Source organism: Bacillus vallismortis (assembly GCF_040784915.1).
Classification (GTDB): Bacteria; Bacillota; Bacilli; order Bacillales; family Bacillaceae; genus Bacillus; species Bacillus subtilis_G.
In genome coordinates this window covers 1,978,379-1,998,553 of sequence record NZ_CP160797.1, presented here as the reverse complement: position 1 = coordinate 1,998,553, position 20,175 = coordinate 1,978,379, and the positions used below count along the sequence as shown (strand labels likewise).

The following is a 20,175-nucleotide window of genomic DNA, read 5'->3' as shown; positions in this document are numbered from 1 at the left end:
ATAAATATAATCATTTCGCTGTCCTTTCACTTTTCAAGCCACATTCCAACGCATACAACATGGCTTTAAATTTGCTATTCTCATAAGGACCGTATATTTTATTTTTCATAACCAAAACGAACTCATGTTCGGTTCCGATGCATGCAAAATCCCCTAATATAAAGTTTCTGACTACTCCCATTTATTTCACCCTAGATAAACGCTGCACGTCAGAAATGCTCATTTGGTGATCGGCTTCACGGACTGCCTCTGCAAATGTTTCAATACCGGTATCCCATAAACCATGACGCTCGATAATTTCAGAGAATTCCTCAACGTCATGCTCACGGAATCCCCAGCTGTCTGGATCAGTGGCAGAGCCGTATACAGTCACCCATTTACTTTGGTCTTTCGGGTCTGGCTCTTCCCATTCTTCTCGAGTAAAATGGCAAAGCTCATGATCTACCAGGGCAGCGCGCTGTTCCTCCGGCATTGTCTTCCATGCAGCCTTATTGATAAACACGAAAAGCATGTAATCCGTCATATGACGTTCGAATGCTGTGCATTTTTTCGCCTTTCCTGCCCATTTGCTGTTACCCTCACGGAGATAAAAACCAATTTGCTGTTTAGCGTCTTTTAAATGTGGGTGATGCTCGTCAATTATGCTTTCAGCCAGCTGCCGTACTTCCTTCGATTCTTCAAAACCTACAAATGCCATGATACTTCCTCCCTTTGATTGTTTTATTCAGATTTACACAAGCCCGCCTTTCAGCAGTTCCCGAGCCATGTAATGAAAGTGATGATAAATGTAATTGCCGGTAGCGTTAGGACTGATAAAAACCGTTGAAAAGTTGTAACGAACTTCAAATGTTTTCAAGCTGCCCAGCAGCGCTTTCGGTTCATACTTTGAACGATATTTTCCGTTGAGTATCTTTTGATACCCTTCCAGGTCTTCCACAAGAAGAGTGAACGGATGCCTGGACGCTCGAATCAATTCATTTTCAAAACGAGAACGGTCTTTAATCGACTGCACCAACTCGTCCACTCCATTTTTCCGTTCAATGGCTGCATTCAAATACATATCACGGCTGATTCCAAGTTCATCATTCTTGGGAATCATGGCCGAGTAATCGCCGGTTTTCATTCCTTTGAATTTGATTGCCACTTTCTTTTTACGGAGATAATCAAGAACATGCTGATTCTTTTGCTCCCTCGTATCCACAATAATGATCATGCTGTCCAGAATCTCTTTTAACTCAGTTTCCGAATAGTTATAGTGAATAATTGTCATGCTTTCTTCCCCTTAAAATACGACATGGCCCGATCATAAATTTCTATGGATAGCCGGTCCGTTTCCTCACTTTCAAAGTTTGAAACGGATTCCTTTAGCTCCCTCCAGCCGTTCTCCCAAAAGAGAACAAGCAACTTCATCACCTTCATAACTGATTCATAATCATGATTGAACCAGTCATCTATTTTTCTATTAATTTCTTGATCAATACCCATGTAATAATTAATGATTTTATCTATTGTCTGTTTCACATTATGTTCATGATCCGAGTATTCGCCTTTCAAATACCGGATAATTCGCTTTTTATAAGATTGGACAAACGCCTCAAGTTCCGGATAGACTTTCTCTGGTTTCTCAATATAAAGATCGTTTCCATCAAGAACCAAACGAGAGCCCAATACCTCTAAATCGGAACAAATTTGTTTTGGGTGCAATTTTCTCACCTCTTTTTATCAAAACGGGTTAATGAGTTAACGAAGGTTAATGCATTTTGTATTAAAGCCCTATATATATATTTATTTTTTTATTAATTAATTTTCATGTGAGGAGAACAAACAAAATCATTAACCCTTATTAACCCTAAAAATAATTAAAATCTATAGATAGAGCCTTAACCCCTTGGTACTAAAGGATTTATAGCTTTTTTCTATTTATAGAAGTAACCTTTTTGGAGTCACTGTTTGTATTTGATTCATTAACCCCTTCGTTAACCCTTTCCGAAAAATTCAAGTGGCTCTGATATTTGTTTAGCCCTACACCATAAAAGAAGACTTTATTTTTCGCTCCGTTTTCCTTCTTAAACCCTCGAATTTCAATTTGTCTATAAAAAGCACGATTTTTGAGTTCAATCTCATCATTTTCATAACACCAGTTTTTGTAATCCTTATAGAGCTCTTTTGCTTCAATTTTTGCGGAAGGATGAACAACACATCTTTCTGACATATACGGCCCTAATATATCCATATCCTCACGGTAACCCTCCGTAGCTTTTCGGATCACTTCTGGTTCCTTAAGCCCTTCCTTCTGCCACTTCAAGCAGCCTTCCACCGCCCACCTGAGAATGCCAGGCATTTCTGTAGCAAGTTTCTGCGGAAGACTTTTGTCCACTTTCTCTTTCGGAATGGTGACAGTAAACGGGACAAGCCGGATACGGCGCCAGATACCCTCATCGCTGCCCTTTACAATTGGTTTATGGTTTGTCGTAAAAAACACTTTAAATTCTGGTGTAAACTCAAAATATTCCTGGCGTAAGAAACGCGCGGACATCTTTTCGCCCCCGGTGATCTGCTTCACCAACGACTCAGACAGTTGCTGTCCTTCTTCACTCTCAACGGCCGACACAAAGCGCGCCCCGTCGAGGCGGGCTATGTCATTGTTGATGCTGCTATCATTCTTCTTTTTTATGAATGTGTCGCTGTTCGTCTGCCGGCCGTAGTCGCCCAGCAGCTGTTGAACAGTGTTGATAAACGTCGATTTACCGTTACGCCCATTACCAAACAGAAAGAACATGACTTGTTCCGTTGTATCCCCGGTCAATGAATAGCCAATAGCTTTCTGCAGAAATTCAATAATTTCATAGTTCGTTTTGCCCTCTTCATCTATGAAAATACTCTCCATGAACGCTTTCCAGTTAGGGCAGTCAGCGTCCTTTTCATATGCAATCGGTGAAATTTTTGTAAACAGCAAATCACGGTCATGCGGCAGGAGGTCACCGGTTTTTAAATCAATTACGCCATTTTCACAATTGAACAAGTATTTATGTGAATCAAGCTCCTGTTTTCTAACTGAAACCATTGGCCGTGCGTCAAGAATCGTATTCATTCGAATATTACGGCGCTCGCATTTTTTGGCCCAATCGTTCAATTGTTTCTTCCTATATCCGTCCTCAGTAGCCTGAGCCTCGCCATAAATCGCCCGGAGGGTTTGTGCTGTTATAGCTTCAATCTTTCGCTTACTGTCCTCCCGCCACAGCTTTCCATTCCATATAAGCCATTCAAGCTCATTACAATAGCGAATATTTTTTCCATGGTAATATACGATGCGTTCAGCATTGCCAAGCTCCGTCAGGTGAAAAGTTGGTGGTGTATCTATGATCTCTTCAGTATCTTCTACCTGGGCGGCAGACTGAGAAAAATAAACTTCATATGGCTTTTCCTGCTGTTCCATCAGGTCGGATATTGTGGAACCGGTCGAGTAGATAGCTGCAGCAATAGTCATTTCGCCGTATGTAGCCCCATCTGCTGAGTGCTGCCGATCCCACTTTTCGCGGAATAAATCTGATTCACGAAACATGGAATCCATTTTAGCCGCGTCCTTATCCGTCCAGAATGCCAAGTGATTACATAAAGCCATATCTGTGGAAGAATGATCTCCATTAATCAGCTGGCCGTTAAAAAGGTCCTGAATGCTTTTTCCGTTTTTACTGTTGAACATTCTTTCCCAAATTTCTTTATTTGAAAGATTACTTATATCGGTTGCTGATTGTGTTCGAGTGCTGACCGGTTTTGCTTCTTCCTTCTCTGTCAGGTACTTATCAAAGATAGTTTTGATTTCTTCTGATCGTTCCTGAACAGGTCCAACATCAAGACTGTTTCCGGTGAATGTGAAATAACGGCCATGCCTGTATACTTCCAGGCCTTTATCTATATTTTTTCTCCCTGTGCCCGGGCCGCGTAATGGGAGCTTGCCTTTCGCGATAATATGAACACCTTCGCCACTTGGAGAGTATTCAGTATAGCTGCTGATCGTCTGGATGATTTCCTGAGCGAAAGGAGACAGAACACCATCATTTACACAGTGATCTATATCTATTCCGATAAACGGATCATCCTTAGAAAACATGAAGCCGATTCCGTCATACTCCTGTTCATTGAAAAACTTCATGATAGTGGCAAAGGTGGACCAAGTTCGCTTATTGCTTGACTGAGCCATGCTGCCGTCAATCTGATATGGCACTTTCGTTTTTTTGCCGTTACGCTCTTCCGAACGCCATAAAATCCACTGAGGGGCGTTTTTTAGCTCTTGTGGTATATTTTTAAAGTCGTACATGTATTAACTCCCCTTTAAAAACGAGGGAGCTATACACTCCCTCAAATGTATTTCTTGTGATCAAAATGGTACATCTTCATCGCTCACTGTAATTGAGCCGGTATCCGGCGCCGGCGCTTCTGACGGCTTAAACGCTTTGACTTCTGGATACTTATTGCCATTATGTTCTCTTTCTCCGACAACTAGGCGGATCGGTTTATTGAGGAAAGCATTGGCCCATTCAATATGATCCTTAAATTTCATTCCGTTCGGGAATCCCGCGGCCTTTGATGCTTGATGAAATCTCCACAATGCTTTTTCTGTAACAGTGAAATTGTCATATAGAATTTTCTGCCCCTGACATGGCTGCTCAACGTCGGAACGAATTTCATAATCAACGACAAGACGCTGGTTGCCGGATGCAGCCGTTTTTCCTTCAAAGTTGATAACTGTCGCTTCATACTCTCCTGGTTTAATTGGTTCAAATGCTTCGCCTTTGCTGTGGTCTACTGTGAACATATTTAATTCCTCCAATTTTTGTTTTATTTGCCGTTTAGTACAGCTACAAGATTTTGAGTAATTGAATCCACTACATGCGGATCGGTGATGTCTTCATTTCGCAAATCATAAATTACACTGTCTATGCCACTATTCAATCTATCAATCTCTGAAATTAACCAGGGCACATCAGATATGGTCGCATGCCCCCGAATCTCTTCGAGTTTTGAATCATTTTTCACTTGGCTCACCTCCAAGTACGCTGTTTAATCTATCAATAGCAGCATTAGCAAGTTTGATATTCCATTGTTCAAGCTTCTGATTCGCTTTGATCTGGAACTCCTCAATCATTTGCGCAGCCTTTTCGTTGCCTTCAATCATCATTTTGATGTGAGTAATCAAGCCGATGCGTTCTGTTTCTTCCTCCGCCTTTACGTCAATGCCAAGCTCAAGCCACTGATAAAGTTTGCGGCCGACTTCTGGGTTTAGCTTGATTGAAGAGCCTTCAAACATTCGCGTATTATCTTTGGATGTCTCAGCCATATGATCAATACCAATTGTAAAATTAAGCATAAACTCGTATTCCATTTCATCTTTTTGAACCGGCTTAGTACCAACTTTTCTTGGGGCCATTTTGCCGTTACTATCTGACTCAACGACATACTCTGTCTTTGTTCTCAATGTCGCCAAGATGTGAACATCATTTTGTGTTAACGTCTTAATGAGTTTGGTTGTTTCCGGCGCAAGCTTGCCCCAGTTTTGAAACGAATTGCCGGACATGCTGCCATGTGTTTCAACAATTCCGCCTTCACCCTGCCAGTTGTGTGAGAGTGAATCAATTACGACAACTTCGGCACCGGCGTTCTTAATTGCTTCGACTGCCATTTGATAACGCTCAGTGGTATATGGCGGTGTAAAATCAATATGCTTAAAGCTACCGATGCGAATATCATCAAACTGTAAATTAGCGTACAGTTTTGCGCGTCGGTGCTCCGTATCAACGACACCGATCTTTGACCAGATTTCCTCGTCGCTTGCTTCTGGGTATGCTTCATGCATCATTCCGTAAGCTACCAGCAGGGCGCCTGCAGTCTTTCCGGATCCACTCGGCCCGATAAATCCCACAATTGCTTTTTCCTTTTGACGCTGCGCGTCTGTTACTTGAAACATCCCTTACACCTCCACTTTGAAGCTGACTGTTTCCGGTTGCACTTCCACACCCGGGACAGCTTGTCCATTTGAATCAATTACGATTGGTTTACCTTCAAGCTCAGTGACAGTGAGTGTCTTTTTAAGATCCCCCCATGCCACAGACTCTTTTATAAACTCTTCCATACCAGCATCCTTCACATGCTGCAGAAGTTTTTCCTTGTCCACTTCTTTAGGCGCTGCTTTTGTTGTCCGGCTTTTAGATTTCCCATAAGGTGTGGAAAGTGTTTTTGCCTTCGGATCTTCCTGCAACTGCTTTGTATGATAGACATTCACCAGGTTTTCAAAGAATGAAAGACTGTCAGCTAAAGGCTTAAGCTCCTGCCTTTCCCATTCTTCAATACGTTGCCTTTCTGTGGCTGCCAGTGCTTTGATTTCCTTTTCCTGCGACTTAAGAGCAGCAATTTTCCGGAAAGCCCAATTCAGGCTGTTCATATCAGTAATTTCAAACTGTGGACGGTCTCCCGGCAGTTCGCCGTTATTAATTTCATTTAGTTCAAAGTCCTGTAATGGATTCATATGAGACACCTTCCTTTATTTGATTTTGTTGAGAGATCCATTTAAAATGGAATTACTTTTGTTTTTATAAGTCCACATTGCCGTGTGGGCTTTTTTTATTGCTCTTCTTCATCTGCATCCTCTTCCCGATCCCGGTCATACTGCAGATACTCTTTTGGATAGCCGTAACGGTTAATTTCGGTTATGATCGGATGCTCAATATTCATATACAGGCCTCTTTACGATTGAGACATCAAGACCTTTACTTAAAAACTGAATTGCAATTTCATTCAGCTGGACGACTTGTTCAGGATGATGCATCCGTTTGATATCCTTGAACATTTCAGCAGCTGACAGGCAAAGATCAATACATTCATCGAAATTGTTATCCTTGATTTCGTCCGGTAAAAGTTCCTGTAGCAAGAACTGAGCAGAACCCAATTTCCGTTTGGCTAATTCTCTATCCTGTTTAAGGAAGTTATTAAGATTCATAGTTTTTCTCCTTCCATTTCACTGGTATAATGTTCCTATCAAATATAGGAGGTGATATTAGTGAAAAATTCAGATTTAGATTTCAAAAAACAACATCTGAAAAAATTAATTTTTAGTGGTTTTATTTCAGCGATGCACAGTCATAAAACGCTTTTCAAAACGGTATTATCTGATAACTCTACTCTTGATTTAAGCGTTGCATTAGCATATCTAAGCGAAGCTCATAATTATCATGTAAATGCCGAAACATTCTATTTAGACAACATTGAGTTGTTTGGCGAAAGAAGTGAAATCGAAACACTCTTACAGCATTTTTTTGTTTACAACGATGAGTTTCTATCTAATGCTCGTACCGATCACAGTCATCAGTGGTCAGATATTGAATTTAGAAAATTTGCAGAATCCTTTAAACCTGCGGCTGAATTATTAAATATTAAAGATATTGATTATTGGGTTAACCAAGCTTTATCTGATGAAGAATAATTGCTTTACTACCTGTTCAGTTGTTCTGGGCAGGTATGTTTATACTGTAGATAAATTCGTCAATTCCCTTCTTGACTTCATAAATTACGTTTTCATGAGCTACATTACTTTTTAAAAAGTCTAAAGTTGCCTTTCTTAATTCAAAAATTGTCTTTCCTTGATTTTGAAAAATCAAAGCATTTATTATCTTTTTAGCCTCTTGTTTAGTAACACTAAGCGATTCCTTTTCTTTTTGAGAAACAAAGCTTTTATCCATCTCTCTTACCTCCTTAATTGATTTTCACAGCTTAATTTTTAACGATAAATGTATATTTAAAAGGTAAACCCCCCCTAATTCTCTTTCAAATTTTTACCTTTCTGGTAAAATAGTTTTAAAAGGGGGTGAGAATTTTGAATAAATTCTACTATTACAATAAAAACGTTGATGTTAATGGCAACCATGAAGTACATACAGAAGATTGCTCTTATCTTCCTGACGTTCAAAATCGTGAAATGATTGGATACGAGTCTGACTGTCGGTCTGCCATTAACCGAGTGAAACGCGAAACTGGCAAATACAACTTTGATGGTTGTTATTACTGTTGTAATGAATGTCATACTGGATAACTCCCGAGGGACAATTAGTCCCTCCCATACTTAAAAGGAACAGCGTTATCAAAATAAAATTTCTTAATAATTGGCGGGATACGCTCTAACTCTCTTAAGGTGAAACCGTGTTTTTCACTTTCTTTGCAAATTAGTGTTACTAAATTATTGAGAGCAGCTTCTTTTTCAACTTCCATTTAAAAAACCTCCAATTTGATATTTTTTATCCGCATGTTATAATTGCGGCGTTATTTGTTTTACAATGGGTCGCCTCGGCAAAGGCGGCTTTTTTATTTACATGAAGCTTGATGAATTTTTCTAAAACGATCTTCTTCGCTGAGTGCGAGCCATTCGCGCGGCTTGATTCTCATAATTCCTCTACTCCCTTCTGTTCTAATTTCTTGGTTGCTCTGAGAGCCATTTGAGTAAGAACTCTTTGCATTGCTTTTCAGGAAACAGCCATTTCTTACCTACGCGAAATTTCGGGAATCTTTCATCATAAAAAAAGGTTTCTTTGATGAAATTCAGGCTCATATTTGTTTGCCTGCTCAACTCTTTCATATCCCAAAAAGTGTATGAGTCTCTAACCTCATTCAACGCTTCTTCGATTTTTTGAATACAAAGCTGCTTTATTTCTTCCTCATTTACTTGAACAGAGAACAAAACTAACCACCTCCTTATGATATAAGCGCTCGTTCCTTTTTAGGAACAACAGGTTCAAAAAAATAGGCGATTGGTACGCCAAAATGAAAATGCATTTTTTTTGCTTCCTCCAAAGAAAAATCTCCACCAAATCCATTTAGCTTTTTACTAATAGTATTTGGCTTTACCTCTAAAAGAACAGCCACATCTTTGTGTTTTATTTCATTCTCTACAAAGTAAGCTTTGATTTTATTGTATGGATGTCTATTTCTTGTTTCCAACTTCTCACCCCCTTCGTTCCTTTTTAGGAACAACTCAAATATAAAACACTTTATTTCCTGTGTCAACAAAAAAAGTTCCTTTTTAGGAATCATTTTTGGATTATTTGTTGCATTTAAGGAACATATAATATAAAATATTCCCATACGAGGAATATCGAATAGGAGAAGATAAAAGAATGAACGTATTTGGTGAAAGGTTGAAATCGTTACGGGACAAGAACAAACAGAGTATAAATGAGCTGGTCATAGAGTTGAATAAGAAATATGAAACAAATATCAGTAAAAGTATGATTTCTAGGTATGAGAACGGACAATCCGATCCAAAGATGGAAGTGGTCCGCATTCTTGCAGATTATTTTAATGTCTCATCTGATTATTTAGTTGGTATATCTGAAATGGAAGTTAAACCATTAAAAAAACAAGGAAATATAGAAACAATCGCAGCACATCATGACGAAGAAGGCTGGACAGAAGAGGAATTAGAAGAAATTCGTCGTTTTAAAGAATTTGTTAAATCAAAAAGAAAAAACAATCAGGAGTAGTCTGCAAATGAGTTATGAGAATCTTTTAATTGAATCAGAAAAAGCAGCCGTATCAATATACGAACAAAAACTTAGTCGAGGTATAAAAGGTTTATATGCAGATGGTATCATTTGGATAAACAAAAAGTTATCTAATACAGAAAAAAGAGTCATTCTAGCTGAAGAATTAGGCCACCATTATACAACGGCTGGACATATTCTTGACCAAACAACTGTTCAAAACAGGAAACAAGAATTGAGAGCAAGAAACTGGGCTTACAGAAAATTAGTACCCCTAAACAAAATCATTCAAGCACATAAATCAGGTGTCAAAAATCGTTACGAGCTGGCTGAGTTTTTAAACGTAACTGAAAAATTTTTAGAAGAAGCCCTTAAAAGATATATTGAAGAGTATGGATTATATAAAGAGGTAAACGGATTAACAATCTGCTTTCAACCATTAGGCGTAATCGAAATGTTTGAAACCTTTCAAGTATAAAAAATTTACCTGAAAATCGAACGTATATTCTATTGGAGGTATTGAAATATGGCAAGTTTTCGCAAGCATTCAAACGGAACTTGGGAATACAGGATACGTTACAAAGATCCTATCAATCAAAAATTTAAAGAAAAGTCCAAGCGTGGTTTTTCTACAAAAAAAGAGGCTCAATTGGCTGCAGCTGAAACAGAAAAACGAATTTTTAATGATCTTGAATTAGATAATCACCCCTACTATCTTAAAAATTATCTGCAAGACTGGTTAAAAGAATATAAATTAGGGTCAGTGCGCAAAAACACTTTTGAATTACATAAACGAAATATAAATAATCATATCATTCCGTACTTCAAAGACATTGATATTAAAGACATAAAACCTATCCTCTACCAAAAATTTATCAACCACCTTTGCGAACAAAAATATAGTAAACGAACGGTCGAAATTATCCATGGAACAATGAGAAATGCAATGGAGAAAGCAGTATTATTAGGAAAGCTCGAAAAAAATCCTTGTTATGGCATAGAGATTAAAACAAGTAAAAAACGAGAATATAATATGGAGTTTATCAATAGTGATGACATACCGCTTTTTTTACGTGTAGCTTATGAATATGGTTATATGTACTATATCTTCTTTAAAACGCTCTTAAATACCGGCATGCGTAAAGGTGAGGCCGCTGCTTTACAGTGGTCAGATATTGATTTAAAAAATAAAAACATCTCAATTGCTAAAACTCTAGATTTTAAAGCAGCTTCAAAAGATGAACTATTTGGTGACCCTAAGACTTATACATCTAGGCGTATTATTACTATTGATCAAAGATTGGTTAATGAGCTTCACGAACTAAGAAAACGACAAAACGAAGATAAACTTCAACTTAATGAGATCTATCACCATGACCTTAACTTAGTCTTCACTCGCAAAGATGGTTCACATTTACCTAAATCGTCCTTGTTCAATGCTTTTGTCCGAATACTAAATAAAGCTGGATTAGATAAACTTCCTATTCATGCCCTTCGTGACACACATGCTGTTTTGCTCCTTGAATCAGGTGCATCAATGAAATATGTACAAGAACGACTGGGCCATAAAAGTATTCAAGTGACATCAGATGTTTACTCACACATCAGCAAAAAGATTGATAGGGATTCAATGAATAAGTACGAAGATTATATCTCCACAATTATGGAGTAATTTTTTATTGTTTTTTTTGTGGGTGTTTTGTGGGTGGTGTATGATTTATATTAAGTTATTAAAATTGTTAAATAACCAAAAAATCCCCTGACACTAATAGTGCCAAGGGATTGAGAGATTAATACTGAGACATATACTGTTCGCGTTCCCAAGGATGAACTTGCGTGCGGAACATATCCCATTCGATTTCTTTTGACTCGATGAAATGTTCGAATAGGTGCTCGCCTAGCGCTTTGACCATGACTTCGTTTGATTTGAATTCTTCTAGCGCTTCCGCAAGTGTTGCTGGAAGGTCGACGATTCCGTTTTCCATGCGCTCTTCTTTGTTCATCACGTAGATGTTGCGGTCGATTGGAGCTGGCGCTTCCAGTTTGTTTTTGATTCCGTCTAAGCCTGCAGCAAGCAATACGCTGAGTGCAAGGTACGGGTTAGCAGCTGGGTCTACGCTGCGTACTTCAACACGTGTGCTGATGCCGCGGGAAGCCGGGATACGGATAAGCGGGCTTCTGTTTTGCGCGCTCCATGCTACGTAGCAAGGTGCTTCATAGCCAGGGACAAGACGTTTGTAAGAGTTCACAGTCGGGTTTGTTACTGCTGTAAAGCTTGTTGCGTGCTTCACGATACCTGCAATGAAGTGTTTCGCTGTTTCACTTAACTGAAGATCAGCGTTTTCGTCATAGAATGAGTTAACGCCATCTTTGAAGAGTGATAGATTGCAGTGCATACCGGAACCGTTCACACCGAACAACGGTTTTGGCATAAATGTCGCATGCAGACCGTGTTTGCGGGCAATTGTTTTGACAACTAGTTTAAACGTTTGGATGTCGTCACAAGAGCGGACAGCACCAGCATATTTAAAGTCGATTTCGTGCTGGCCAGGCGCAACTTCATGGTGAGACGCTTCGATTTCAAAGCCCATCTCTTCAAGCTCAAGTACGATATCACGGCGGCAGTTTTCTCCCAAGTCAGTTGGAGCCAAGTCGAAATATCCGCCTTTGTCGTTTAGTTCAAGCGTCGGCTCGCCTTTTTCGTCTAATTTGAATAAGAAGAATTCAGGCTCAGGTCCGAGGTTGAAATCACTGAAGCCGAGGTCTTCCATTTCTTTCAGAATCCGTTTTAAATTGTTTCGCGGGTCACCTTCGAAAGGTGTACCATCCGGATTGTAGATATCACAGATGAAACGTGCTACTTTACCTTTTTCAGCTGTCCATGGGAAGATAACAAATGTATTCAGATCTGGATACAGGTACATGTCTGACTCTTCGATGCGAACGAATCCTTCAATAGAAGAACCGTCAAACATGACTTTATTATCAAGCGCTTTTTCAAGCTGGCTTACAGGAATTTCAACGTTCTTGATTGTTCCAAGAATGTCAGTAAACTGAAGACGGATATACTTCACGTTTTCTTCTTTGACTAATTTTACGATATCTTCTCTAGTGTACTTTGCCATTTCGTAAAACTCCTCCTCTTAAAAGGTAAATGTATATAGCAAAACAGTTGCTAACGGATTAATGAAAGAAGCGGGACATGTCGCCTTGGCGGAATGTATTCCCTCGTTGAAAACGGCCGGCTTGCATGAGCTCGTTTTTCAGGAGCTGTCTCAGTTCGTCATCGGACAGATCATGTTTCATTGGTTTTTTCGTCTTCTCGTTTTGTTTTTGCTCTGGTTCGGCTTCTGCTTTCGCCAGAATTTGTTTAATCCCTGCCATGTTTACACCTTGTTCTATCAGGTGCTTGATTTCTAACAGTTTATCTACATCATGGAACGAAAATAATCGTCTATTCCCTTCGCTTCTCGCTGGAAATATCAGTCCATTTTCCTCATAATATCGAATTTGTCTTGCTGATAACTCAGTTAACTGCATGACAATTCCTATTGGAAATAAAGGCATTGAGCGGCGAATATTATCACTCATCTCAATTTCCTCCTTTTCTTAACTTAGTTTCATTATAGGTGATGTTATATTTTGTGTCAATAAGATGTAAGGATTCTTAACATCAAATTCAGTGAAATTTTTAAAAAATTTAAATTAATTTCTTTTCCATGAGTGAATCCACTGCACTGCAGATGGCATTCTTCACATGAGAATAGGTTAATCCTCCCTGAACATACGCTACATACGGCGGGCGGATAGGGCCATCTGCTGATAATTCGATGCTTGCTCCTTGGATAAATGTGCCTGCTGCCATAATGACATCATCTTCATATCCCGGCATGTAGGCCGGATAAGGCGTAACGTGCGCATTGATCGGTGAGGCATATTGAATCGCCTGGCAAAAGGCAATCATTTTTTCTCTGTCAGAAAACTCAACAGATTGAATCAAATCCGTTCTTTTCGCATCCCATTTCGGGTTTGAAGTAAAGCTTAGTTTTTCTAGGAACCTTGCGGTAAACACCGCTCCCTTTAAACTTTGCGACACAACGTGAGGCGCCAAAAAGAAGCCTTGATACATTTCTTGGAGCGAATAAAGAGATGCCCCTGCTTCCCTGCCGATGCCCGGTGACGTCATACGGTATGAGCAAGCTTCAATCCATTTCGCTTTTCCGACGAGATAGCCTCCTGTTTTCGCAAGGCCTCCGCCGGGATTTTTAATGAGAGATCCCGCCATCAGATCGGCTCCGACATGGCAAGGCTCAAGCTCTTCTACAAATTCACCGTAACAATTGTCCACAAATACGATCAGGTTTTCATTGATTTCTTTTACGAAACGGATCATTTCTTTTATTTCACTGATTAAGAAAGAAGGACGATTCGCATATCCCTTTGAGCGCTGAATGCCGATTACTTTCGTCTTCGGATTGATCGCAGCGGCGACTGCATCATAGTCTATTTTACCGTCTTCCGTCAGATCAACCGCATTGTAGCCGATTTGAAAATCCTTTAATGATCCAGCGTTTTCTCCGCCTCTGACGCCCACAATTTCTTCTAGCGTATCATATGGCTTGCCCGTTATATAAAGGAGCTCGTCCCCCGGTCTGAGAACACCGAAAAGAGCAATCGAAATGGCGTGTGTGCCTGAGATAATTTGCGGTCTTACCAATCCCGCTTCTCCGCCAAACACATCCGCATAAATGCTTTCAAGCGTATCTCTTCCGATATCATCATAGCCGTATCCAGTAGACGGCGTGAAATGAGTGTCGCTTACTTTGTGTTTTCTATAGCTTTGAAGCACTCTCCATTCATTGCGCTCACTGATTTCTTCTATTTGTTTATGAACGCCGGCAATGTCCGCCTCCACTTCCATTGCCGTTTTTTTCAATAATTCTCCGTGTGTTAATGTGTCAAACATGTTTTTGTATTTCCTTCCTACATATACTTCTTTAATTCACCAATGATGCTTTGCTCTTCTTGTACATAACCTGATATGTCGTACCGTTCATTTTCTTCATCAAAGCAGAACCGGTCAACCATCGTTTCCGATTTGATTCTGGAAAGAAGCTTCCCTTCACTTGCCGGCACACGTGCTTCAAAAGACGTTAACAGCTCTTGGCGCAAATAGCGCTGAATCGCTTCTTTAAACGTATAAGCGTCTTCCTCAAATTTCGCACTGACCATAATGTGATCTCTCCCGGCCGTCGGAATAAAATCAGGCAGCTTTTGATCACGTTTATTGTAAGCCGTCAGCATCGGGATGCCATCGGCTTCAAGTTCCTCAAGCAACCGAAGCACCGTTTTTTCGTGTCCCGGGTAATCCTCATTTGAGGAATCAATCAAATGCAGGATCAAATCCGCTTCTTTGACTTCCTCAAGTGTTGACCGAAATGCAGCAATCAGTGTCGTCGGAAGATCCTGAATAAATCCTACTGTATCTGACAGAAGTACGCTGTAGCCGCTTGGCAGCACCATTTTTCTGGTCATCGGGTCCAGTGTGGCAAACAGAAGGTCTTCTTCATAGCTGTCTGCACTTGTCAAGCGGTTGAACCATGTAGATTTCCCCGCGTTTGTGTATCCGACAAGCGCAATTTGAAGCACGCCATTTTTCTTTCTTCTTTCACGGTATCGGCTTCTATGGCGAGTGACAGTCGAGAGCTGTGTGTTGATTTCATGGATACGATTTCTGATATGGCGGCGGTCGGTTTCCAGTTTTGTTTCCCCGGGACCTCTCGCCCCGATTCCTCCGCCTTGCCGGGAAAGATTAATTCCTTGCCCCGTCAGACGCGGAAGTGCATATTGCAGCTGAGCCAGTTCAATCTGGAGTTTGCCTTCTCTCGTTCTCGCCCGCTTTGCGAAAATATCTAATATCAATTGCGTGCGGTCAATCATTTTCACTTCAATTGCAGTTGCCAATGACTTCAATTGACTTGGCGACAGCTCATCATTAAAAATAAGGAGATCAGCTTCAAGCTCTTCCACCAATGCCTTCAGCTCTTCTACCTTTCCTTTTCCTATATATGTAGCGGCGTCAGCCCTGTTCCTTTTTTGAGTGACGCTGGTCAATACGGTTCCGTCTGCTGTTTTTGTCAGAGATGCAAGCTCTTCCATAGAATTTTCAAAATGCTCATCCGTGATATGCGGCAGCTGACATCCGACTAAAATGGCTTTTTCCTGTCTTGTTTCCTGTTCGTTCAAATGGATGTTCCTTTCTTTTGCATATTGGGCAGTAGTATTATCATACCAAACCCTGCATGTGTATACCACAAATCGACTGCTTTGAAAAGTTAGAAATACAGCAAAAAACAGACCTCTCGAAAACTGAGAGGTCTATACAGAGCCAGACGCTTCTTCTTTAATGGAGAGATCTTGGCTTTTAATGGTCATCAAGTCGCTCTTTAAGTATTGATCGCCCATTAAAAGCCTCATGGCTTGCGCTCTGATCGATTTTTCGATCACATTTCTGACAAAACGGCCATTGCTGAATTTAATGGGACTTGTTGTGCTTTTCACTGTCATTAAGTAATCTTTCAATTTCCATTCCGCTTCTTGACTGAGCTGGTATTCTCTTTCTGCGATCATTCGTTTCGCTATCTCCATGAGCTGGGTGACAGAATAATCCGGAAAATCAATGGAGATGGGAAATCTTGATTGGAGACCGGGATTTAATGAGAGAAAATGATCCATCTCCCGAGAATATCCGGCGAGGATCAAAATAAACTCATGCTGTTTATCTTCCATATGCTTGACGAGCGTATCGATCGCTTCTTTCCCAAAGTCCTTTTCGCCGCCTCTTGCCAGCGAGTAAGCTTCGTCTATAAACAAAATGCCTCCTAATGATTTTTTGATTAAATCTCTCGTCTTTTGGGCGGTGTGGCCGATATATTCCCCGACCAGATCAGCCCGCTCTGCTTCTATCAAGTGGCCTTTTGACAAGACATTCATTTCAAAGAACAGCCTGCCGATCAGCCGAGCAACCGTCGTTTTTCCTGTTCCCGGATTTCCTTTAAACATCATGTGCAGCGCTTGCTTCCCCACCTTCAAGCCTTGCTCCGCGCGTTTTTGGTTTACAAAAATCCAAGCGTATATTTCCTTGATGTTACGCTTCATTTCCTCCATCCCAACCAACGTGCTCATCTCTTTTTCCATTTCCTTTAAAATACCGTGCTTCGCTTCGTTTTTTTGCAATGCAGCTTGATATTCCGCCTCTGCCTCAGCATTCGTCAGCACCTGCTTTTGTCCGTTAAGAATAATGTTGATCTGTCCGTTGTTTTTATATGTCACAGCGCGCTCCAACATTTTCACCTCTCTGTTCTCTCTATATGATATTCAAGCGGATGCCCTTTGTGACAAACGCCTATCATGTGTCGAAACAATTGCTTTTATCGGGAATGATAAGGAATCTTGCGCTTTCCCGAGAAATACTTTATTTCTTATTGTATTCAAGGACATGGGGTGGACAAACCAAGAGATTTTGTTTTTAACAATTTTGTAAGGAACACCGGAGATATGCCTTTGACAGATAAACCTCATTATCACTATTTACTCAATATCAGGTTTCTATCATCCCTTGAGGGACATTTCCTATATCGCTTTTAACAGCTCAAACAAATTTGTCAGCTGAAGAGCCCACCAGAGCTCCTTCGCGCACCCTGTTTAGAATAGCGCTTTCGGTTTTGAACAGGAACCAAGCCAAAACTCGGTTAATTTGACGCCCTCATTCGGCCTAAGATACCCGAGATATTTCTTTTTCTTCTATTAATAAAGAGATGTCTTCAGCGACACGTTTTCCTTCCCTTTTTCTTCTCAGCATATAGGAGCTCTGCGCATTCATTTACGTTTCAAATACCTGATGCAAAGCCGAAGACCAGATGGAATCAGCGGAAATCAAGCCGCCCCCATCATACTAATACTCACAAACAAATGATTTTTTCACATTTTTCATTCAGAGAGAATCTGCTGTCGCTTCATGTTGAATTGTGCGCTTTCCCGAGAAATAATTTCCGCATGTGAAAGGGTTATTTCCTTATTTTTCAGACGAATGATAATCGTACAAGCAGAAGTCGTGTTTTTTCATATCCTGTAATGAGGTGATAGAGAATGGTTAAAATTTTTATTGACGCTGGCCATGGCGGCTCTGATCCAGGCGCAACAGGAAATGGCCTTCAAGAAAAAACGTTAACCCTGCAAATCGCTTTAGCTTTGCGTACGATATTGACAAATGAGTATGAAGGCGTTTCTTTGCTGCTGAGCCGGACAAGCGACCAATATGTCAGCTTAAGCGATCGGACCAATGCTGCAAATAACTGGGGTGCAGATTTCTTTTTGTCCATTCACATTAATGCCGGGGGAGGCACAGGTTTTGAAAGCTATATTTACCCGGGTGTGGGGGCCCCGACGACGATTTACCAATCTGCGATTCACTCTGAAGTGATACAAGCTGTCAACTTTGCAGACCGCGGCAAAAAAACAGCAAACTTCCACGTCCTAAGGGAGTCGGCAATGCCTGCCCTATTGACTGAGAACGGGTTCATTGATACCGTAGCGGATGCGAATAAGCTGAAAACAAGCAGCTTTATTCAAAGCTTAGCGAGAGGCCATGCAAACGGATTGGAGCAAGCCTTTAAGCTTAAAAAGACCTCCAGTTCAGGCTTATATAAGGTTCAGGCCGGCGCATTTAAAGTAAAAGCGAATGCGGACTCACTCGCAAGCAGTGTCGAAGCTAAAGGCTTTGACACGATTGTCCTTTTAAAGGACGGATTATACAAAGTACAGATTGGCGCATTTTTATCCAAAGCCAATGCAGACGCCCTTGCCACTAGAGCGAAAAATGCCGGCTTTGACGCGATTGTCATTCTAGAATCATAATCGAGAGGCGGACGAGCGTCTCATAAAAAACCCCGGCTCCTCATCACGAGAAACCGGGTTCTATTATTCAAGAATATCAACAACAAATTGGGACCATGTTTCCAGACGGTTATAGATGTCGTCCCGTTTTAATTCAGAGACTTTCATCCATTTTCCCGCAATTTGCTCTTTCTCTTTGACTTCCACTTGTGAACCAGACTTTAATTGAAGCGCAGACAGAATACCGATATGCACTTTGCCGACACTGTTCTCATCATCATTGATGAGCCCCAGAGTGACAATCGCCTGTTTATCCTCTTCATTGATTTGCAGTTCTTCGTCAAGCTCACGGTCTGTGTTCAGCTTTAAGACTTCTGCAAATGAGGCTGCTCCTTCAATGGAGTTCATATGACCTCCAAAGCCGAGAGAAAGTTTATTGTGCAGGCGTGATTCTCCACCGCCGGCCAGCCGCTCGTAAAGGAAAACTTCATCTTCCCGCTTAATGACGACATAAGGAATCGGCTGCTTATAATGAGGATCTTCTTCTGCATCTCCCCTTCTCATTTCACGATAGCCCGCTTCGATCTGAGCCATGATTTCTGCTACTCTGCTATCTTCACTGTTCACACCCTGGAAGGTTAAGCTTTCTTTCTTAAACACGTCATCGCGCGGGGCGACCAATATTATTTCGTCCATTTTTCCCATGATTACTGCGTCCTCCTCATTTGTACCTTCAAGCCGAAAAGAGCAGATATTAGATCTGCTCTTTTTCATCTCCAAAATAAAAGTCATCGTCTTTGAGCGGCTCAACTGTCGCTTTTTTATAACCGTTACCCTTCATAGAGAAGAAGTCATGTGATTTTGTTTTTGTATTTAATCCATTTAAAACGATCGGGTTAATGTCTTCCTCTTCAAAGTATGGATCGAATCCAAGGTTCATCAGCGCTTTATTGGCATTATAGCGGATGAATTTCTTTACATCGTGTGAGAGTCCAACTTGATCGTACAAGTCCTCTGTATACTCAAGCTCATTTTCATATAACTCATCCAGAAGGTTGATCGCAAACTCGCGAAGCTCTGCTTTTTTCTCTTCTGTCTGCTTATTATAAATTTCCTGAGCAAGCAGACCCACATAAACGCCGTGAATCGCTTCATCACGAAGGATCAGGTTAATGATTTCACCGCTCTGCATCAGCTTTCCTTGTCCGTAGAAATATAACGGATAATAGAAACCGCTGTAGAAGAGGAAGCTTTCCAAATAGACGGAAGCAACCATCGCTTTGAATAGTGAAATCTCATCATCTTTTTGAATGGCTTTGTAAAGTCCGACGATGACGTGCGCTTTTTTCTGCAAATATTTATTTTGCTTAACCCATTCGAATACTTCATTAATCGTTTCAGTCGGTGCCAGGGTCATGAAAATATTAGAGTACGACTTCGCATGGACAGCGTTCTCCATCATCGCCATAAAGTTCAGCACCGCTTTCCGCTGGTGGCCGTCTACGTGTTCAGCCACGATCGGCATTCCCGTATTCCCCTGCTCTGTATCAAGAAGAGTCAGTCCGGCCAGTACCTTCATATAAGTGTCCTGCTCGTTTTTCCCGAGGTACTTCCATGTGAGGAGATCGCCGTTTAAAGCAATCTCTTCCGGAAGCCAGAACTGTTTCACGTTTTGGTTATAGAACATTTGGGTAAAATCGTCTTCATGCTTTGACCAGTTTGCTGCGTCATAAATTTTCGTCACTATAAACTC

At 40.8% G+C, this 20,175-nt stretch carries 25 protein-coding genes; 5 read left to right on the top strand and 20 right to left on the bottom strand.

Features of this window, described 5'->3' with window-relative positions:
* Positions 1-181: 181 nt before the first annotated feature.
* From ABZM97_RS09615 to ABZM97_RS09575, 9 genes are all read right to left on the bottom strand, one after another.
* Positions 182-697, bottom strand: coding sequence for a putative metallopeptidase (locus tag ABZM97_RS09615; RefSeq protein WP_367387422.1), 516 nt, complete (start codon positions 695-697; stop codon positions 182-184).
* 33 nt (positions 698-730) lie between these two features.
* Entirely contained in the window at positions 731-1,270 is a 540-nt protein-coding gene (locus ABZM97_RS09610; protein ID WP_160216217.1) for an ERCC4 domain-containing protein, read from the bottom strand.
* On the bottom strand, positions 1,267-1,704 hold the full coding sequence (locus ABZM97_RS09605) for a hypothetical protein (RefSeq protein WP_128471887.1): 438 nt from the start codon (positions 1,702-1,704) through the stop codon (positions 1,267-1,269). Before ABZM97_RS09605 ends, ABZM97_RS09610 begins: the two co-directional genes overlap by 4 nt.
* Positions 1,705-1,903: 199 nt before the next feature.
* The gene (locus ABZM97_RS09600) at positions 1,904-4,318 is read right to left on the bottom strand and encodes a phage/plasmid primase, P4 family (RefSeq protein ID WP_367387421.1); all 2,415 of its coding nucleotides are present in this window, start codon (positions 4,316-4,318) and stop codon (positions 1,904-1,906) included.
* Between the two features lie 60 nt (positions 4,319-4,378).
* The gene (locus ABZM97_RS09595) at positions 4,379-4,816 is read right to left on the bottom strand and encodes a DUF669 domain-containing protein (RefSeq protein WP_129092985.1); all 438 of its coding nucleotides are present in this window, start codon (positions 4,814-4,816) and stop codon (positions 4,379-4,381) included.
* Positions 4,817-4,839: 23 nt separating this feature from the next.
* Positions 4,840-5,037 (bottom strand): hypothetical protein, encoded by a 198-nt coding sequence (locus ABZM97_RS09590; protein ID WP_019260095.1) that lies wholly within the window; start codon positions 5,035-5,037, stop codon positions 4,840-4,842.
* A complete protein-coding gene (locus ABZM97_RS09585; protein WP_367387420.1) occupies positions 5,027-5,965 on the bottom strand; it encodes an AAA family ATPase in 939 nt (312 codons plus the stop codon). Before ABZM97_RS09585 ends, ABZM97_RS09590 begins: the two co-directional genes overlap by 11 nt.
* Before the next feature lie 3 nt (positions 5,966-5,968).
* The gene (locus ABZM97_RS09580; RefSeq protein ID WP_367387419.1) at positions 5,969-6,523 is read right to left on the bottom strand and encodes a host-nuclease inhibitor Gam family protein; all 555 of its coding nucleotides are present in this window, start codon (positions 6,521-6,523) and stop codon (positions 5,969-5,971) included.
* Positions 6,524-6,718: 195 nt separating this feature from the next.
* Positions 6,719-6,994 carry a YqaH family protein gene (locus ABZM97_RS09575; RefSeq protein WP_367387418.1) on the bottom strand — a complete coding sequence of 92 codons (276 nt, stop codon included), beginning with the start codon at positions 6,992-6,994 and terminating at the stop codon, positions 6,719-6,721.
* 60 nt (positions 6,995-7,054) lie between these two features.
* Between ABZM97_RS09575 and ABZM97_RS09570 the strand changes: the two genes are divergently transcribed.
* On the top strand, positions 7,055-7,477 hold the full coding sequence (locus tag ABZM97_RS09570; protein ID WP_367387417.1) for a hypothetical protein: 423 nt from the start codon (positions 7,055-7,057) through the stop codon (positions 7,475-7,477).
* Positions 7,478-7,493: 16 nt separating this feature from the next.
* On the opposite strand, the gene ABZM97_RS09565 is transcribed toward ABZM97_RS09570, so the two are convergent.
* From ABZM97_RS09565 to ABZM97_RS09550, 4 genes are all read right to left on the bottom strand, one after another.
* Complete coding sequence (locus tag ABZM97_RS09565) at positions 7,494-7,733, bottom strand: hypothetical protein (protein ID WP_367387416.1); 240 nt, start codon at positions 7,731-7,733, stop codon at positions 7,494-7,496.
* Positions 7,734-8,097: 364 nt separating this feature from the next.
* Positions 8,098-8,259, bottom strand: coding sequence for a hypothetical protein (locus ABZM97_RS09560; RefSeq protein ID WP_367387415.1), 162 nt, complete (start codon positions 8,257-8,259; stop codon positions 8,098-8,100).
* Positions 8,260-8,455: 196 nt separating this feature from the next.
* Positions 8,456-8,725 carry a group-specific protein gene (locus tag ABZM97_RS09555; RefSeq protein ID WP_367387414.1) on the bottom strand — a complete coding sequence of 90 codons (270 nt, stop codon included), beginning with the start codon at positions 8,723-8,725 and terminating at the stop codon, positions 8,456-8,458.
* 14 nt (positions 8,726-8,739) lie between these two features.
* Positions 8,740-8,985 (bottom strand): XRE family transcriptional regulator, encoded by a 246-nt coding sequence (locus ABZM97_RS09550; protein WP_367387413.1) that lies wholly within the window; start codon positions 8,983-8,985, stop codon positions 8,740-8,742.
* Between the two features lie 176 nt (positions 8,986-9,161).
* Between ABZM97_RS09550 and ABZM97_RS09545 the strand changes: the two genes are divergently transcribed.
* The 3 genes from ABZM97_RS09545 to ABZM97_RS09535 are packed head-to-tail and all read left to right on the top strand — an operon-like array spanning position 9,162 to position 11,199.
* Positions 9,162-9,527: a helix-turn-helix domain-containing protein gene (locus ABZM97_RS09545; protein WP_367387412.1), complete on the top strand. Its 366-nt coding sequence runs from the start codon at positions 9,162-9,164 to the stop codon at positions 9,525-9,527.
* Between the two features lie 7 nt (positions 9,528-9,534).
* Complete coding sequence (locus tag ABZM97_RS09540; RefSeq protein ID WP_367387411.1) at positions 9,535-10,005, top strand: ImmA/IrrE family metallo-endopeptidase; 471 nt, start codon at positions 9,535-9,537, stop codon at positions 10,003-10,005.
* 48 nt (positions 10,006-10,053) lie between these two features.
* Positions 10,054-11,199: a tyrosine-type recombinase/integrase gene (locus ABZM97_RS09535; RefSeq protein WP_367387410.1), complete on the top strand. Its 1,146-nt coding sequence runs from the start codon at positions 10,054-10,056 to the stop codon at positions 11,197-11,199.
* Positions 11,200-11,317: 118 nt separating this feature from the next.
* On the opposite strand, the gene glnA is transcribed toward ABZM97_RS09535, so the two are convergent.
* The 5 genes from glnA to spoVK all read right to left on the bottom strand — a co-directional run bounded on the left by glnA (position 11,318) and on the right by spoVK (position 16,874).
* Entirely contained in the window at positions 11,318-12,652 is a 1,335-nt protein-coding gene (gene glnA, locus ABZM97_RS09530; RefSeq protein WP_087991491.1) for a type I glutamate--ammonia ligase, read from the bottom strand.
* A gap of 58 nt (positions 12,653-12,710) precedes the next feature.
* Positions 12,711-13,118, bottom strand: a complete 408-nt coding sequence (gene glnR, locus ABZM97_RS09525) for a transcriptional repressor GlnR (protein WP_003238341.1) — start codon at positions 13,116-13,118, stop codon at positions 12,711-12,713.
* A 109-nt stretch (positions 13,119-13,227) separates the two neighbouring features.
* Positions 13,228-14,493, bottom strand: coding sequence for an aminotransferase class I/II-fold pyridoxal phosphate-dependent enzyme (locus ABZM97_RS09520; RefSeq protein ID WP_367387409.1), 1,266 nt, complete (start codon positions 14,491-14,493; stop codon positions 13,228-13,230).
* A 17-nt stretch (positions 14,494-14,510) separates the two neighbouring features.
* Positions 14,511-15,773: a GTPase HflX gene (gene hflX / locus ABZM97_RS09515; RefSeq protein ID WP_367387408.1), complete on the bottom strand. Its 1,263-nt coding sequence runs from the start codon at positions 15,771-15,773 to the stop codon at positions 14,511-14,513.
* A gap of 132 nt (positions 15,774-15,905) precedes the next feature.
* Positions 15,906-16,874: a stage V sporulation protein K gene (gene spoVK / locus ABZM97_RS09510; protein ID WP_148961936.1), complete on the bottom strand. Its 969-nt coding sequence runs from the start codon at positions 16,872-16,874 to the stop codon at positions 15,906-15,908.
* Positions 16,875-17,675: 801 nt separating this feature from the next.
* Between spoVK and ABZM97_RS09505 the strand changes: the two genes are divergently transcribed.
* Positions 17,676-18,443: an N-acetylmuramoyl-L-alanine amidase gene (locus ABZM97_RS09505; RefSeq protein ID WP_202327651.1), complete on the top strand. Its 768-nt coding sequence runs from the start codon at positions 17,676-17,678 to the stop codon at positions 18,441-18,443.
* Positions 18,444-18,506: 63 nt separating this feature from the next.
* On the opposite strand, the gene ABZM97_RS09500 is transcribed toward ABZM97_RS09505, so the two are convergent.
* Entirely contained in the window at positions 18,507-19,127 is a 621-nt protein-coding gene (locus tag ABZM97_RS09500) for a hypothetical protein (RefSeq protein WP_253269114.1), read from the bottom strand.
* A gap of 49 nt (positions 19,128-19,176) precedes the next feature.
* Entirely contained in the window at positions 19,177-20,166 is a 990-nt protein-coding gene (gene nrdF / locus ABZM97_RS09495) for a class 1b ribonucleoside-diphosphate reductase subunit beta (RefSeq protein WP_253269113.1), read from the bottom strand.
* Positions 20,167-20,175: the final 9 nt, after the last annotated feature.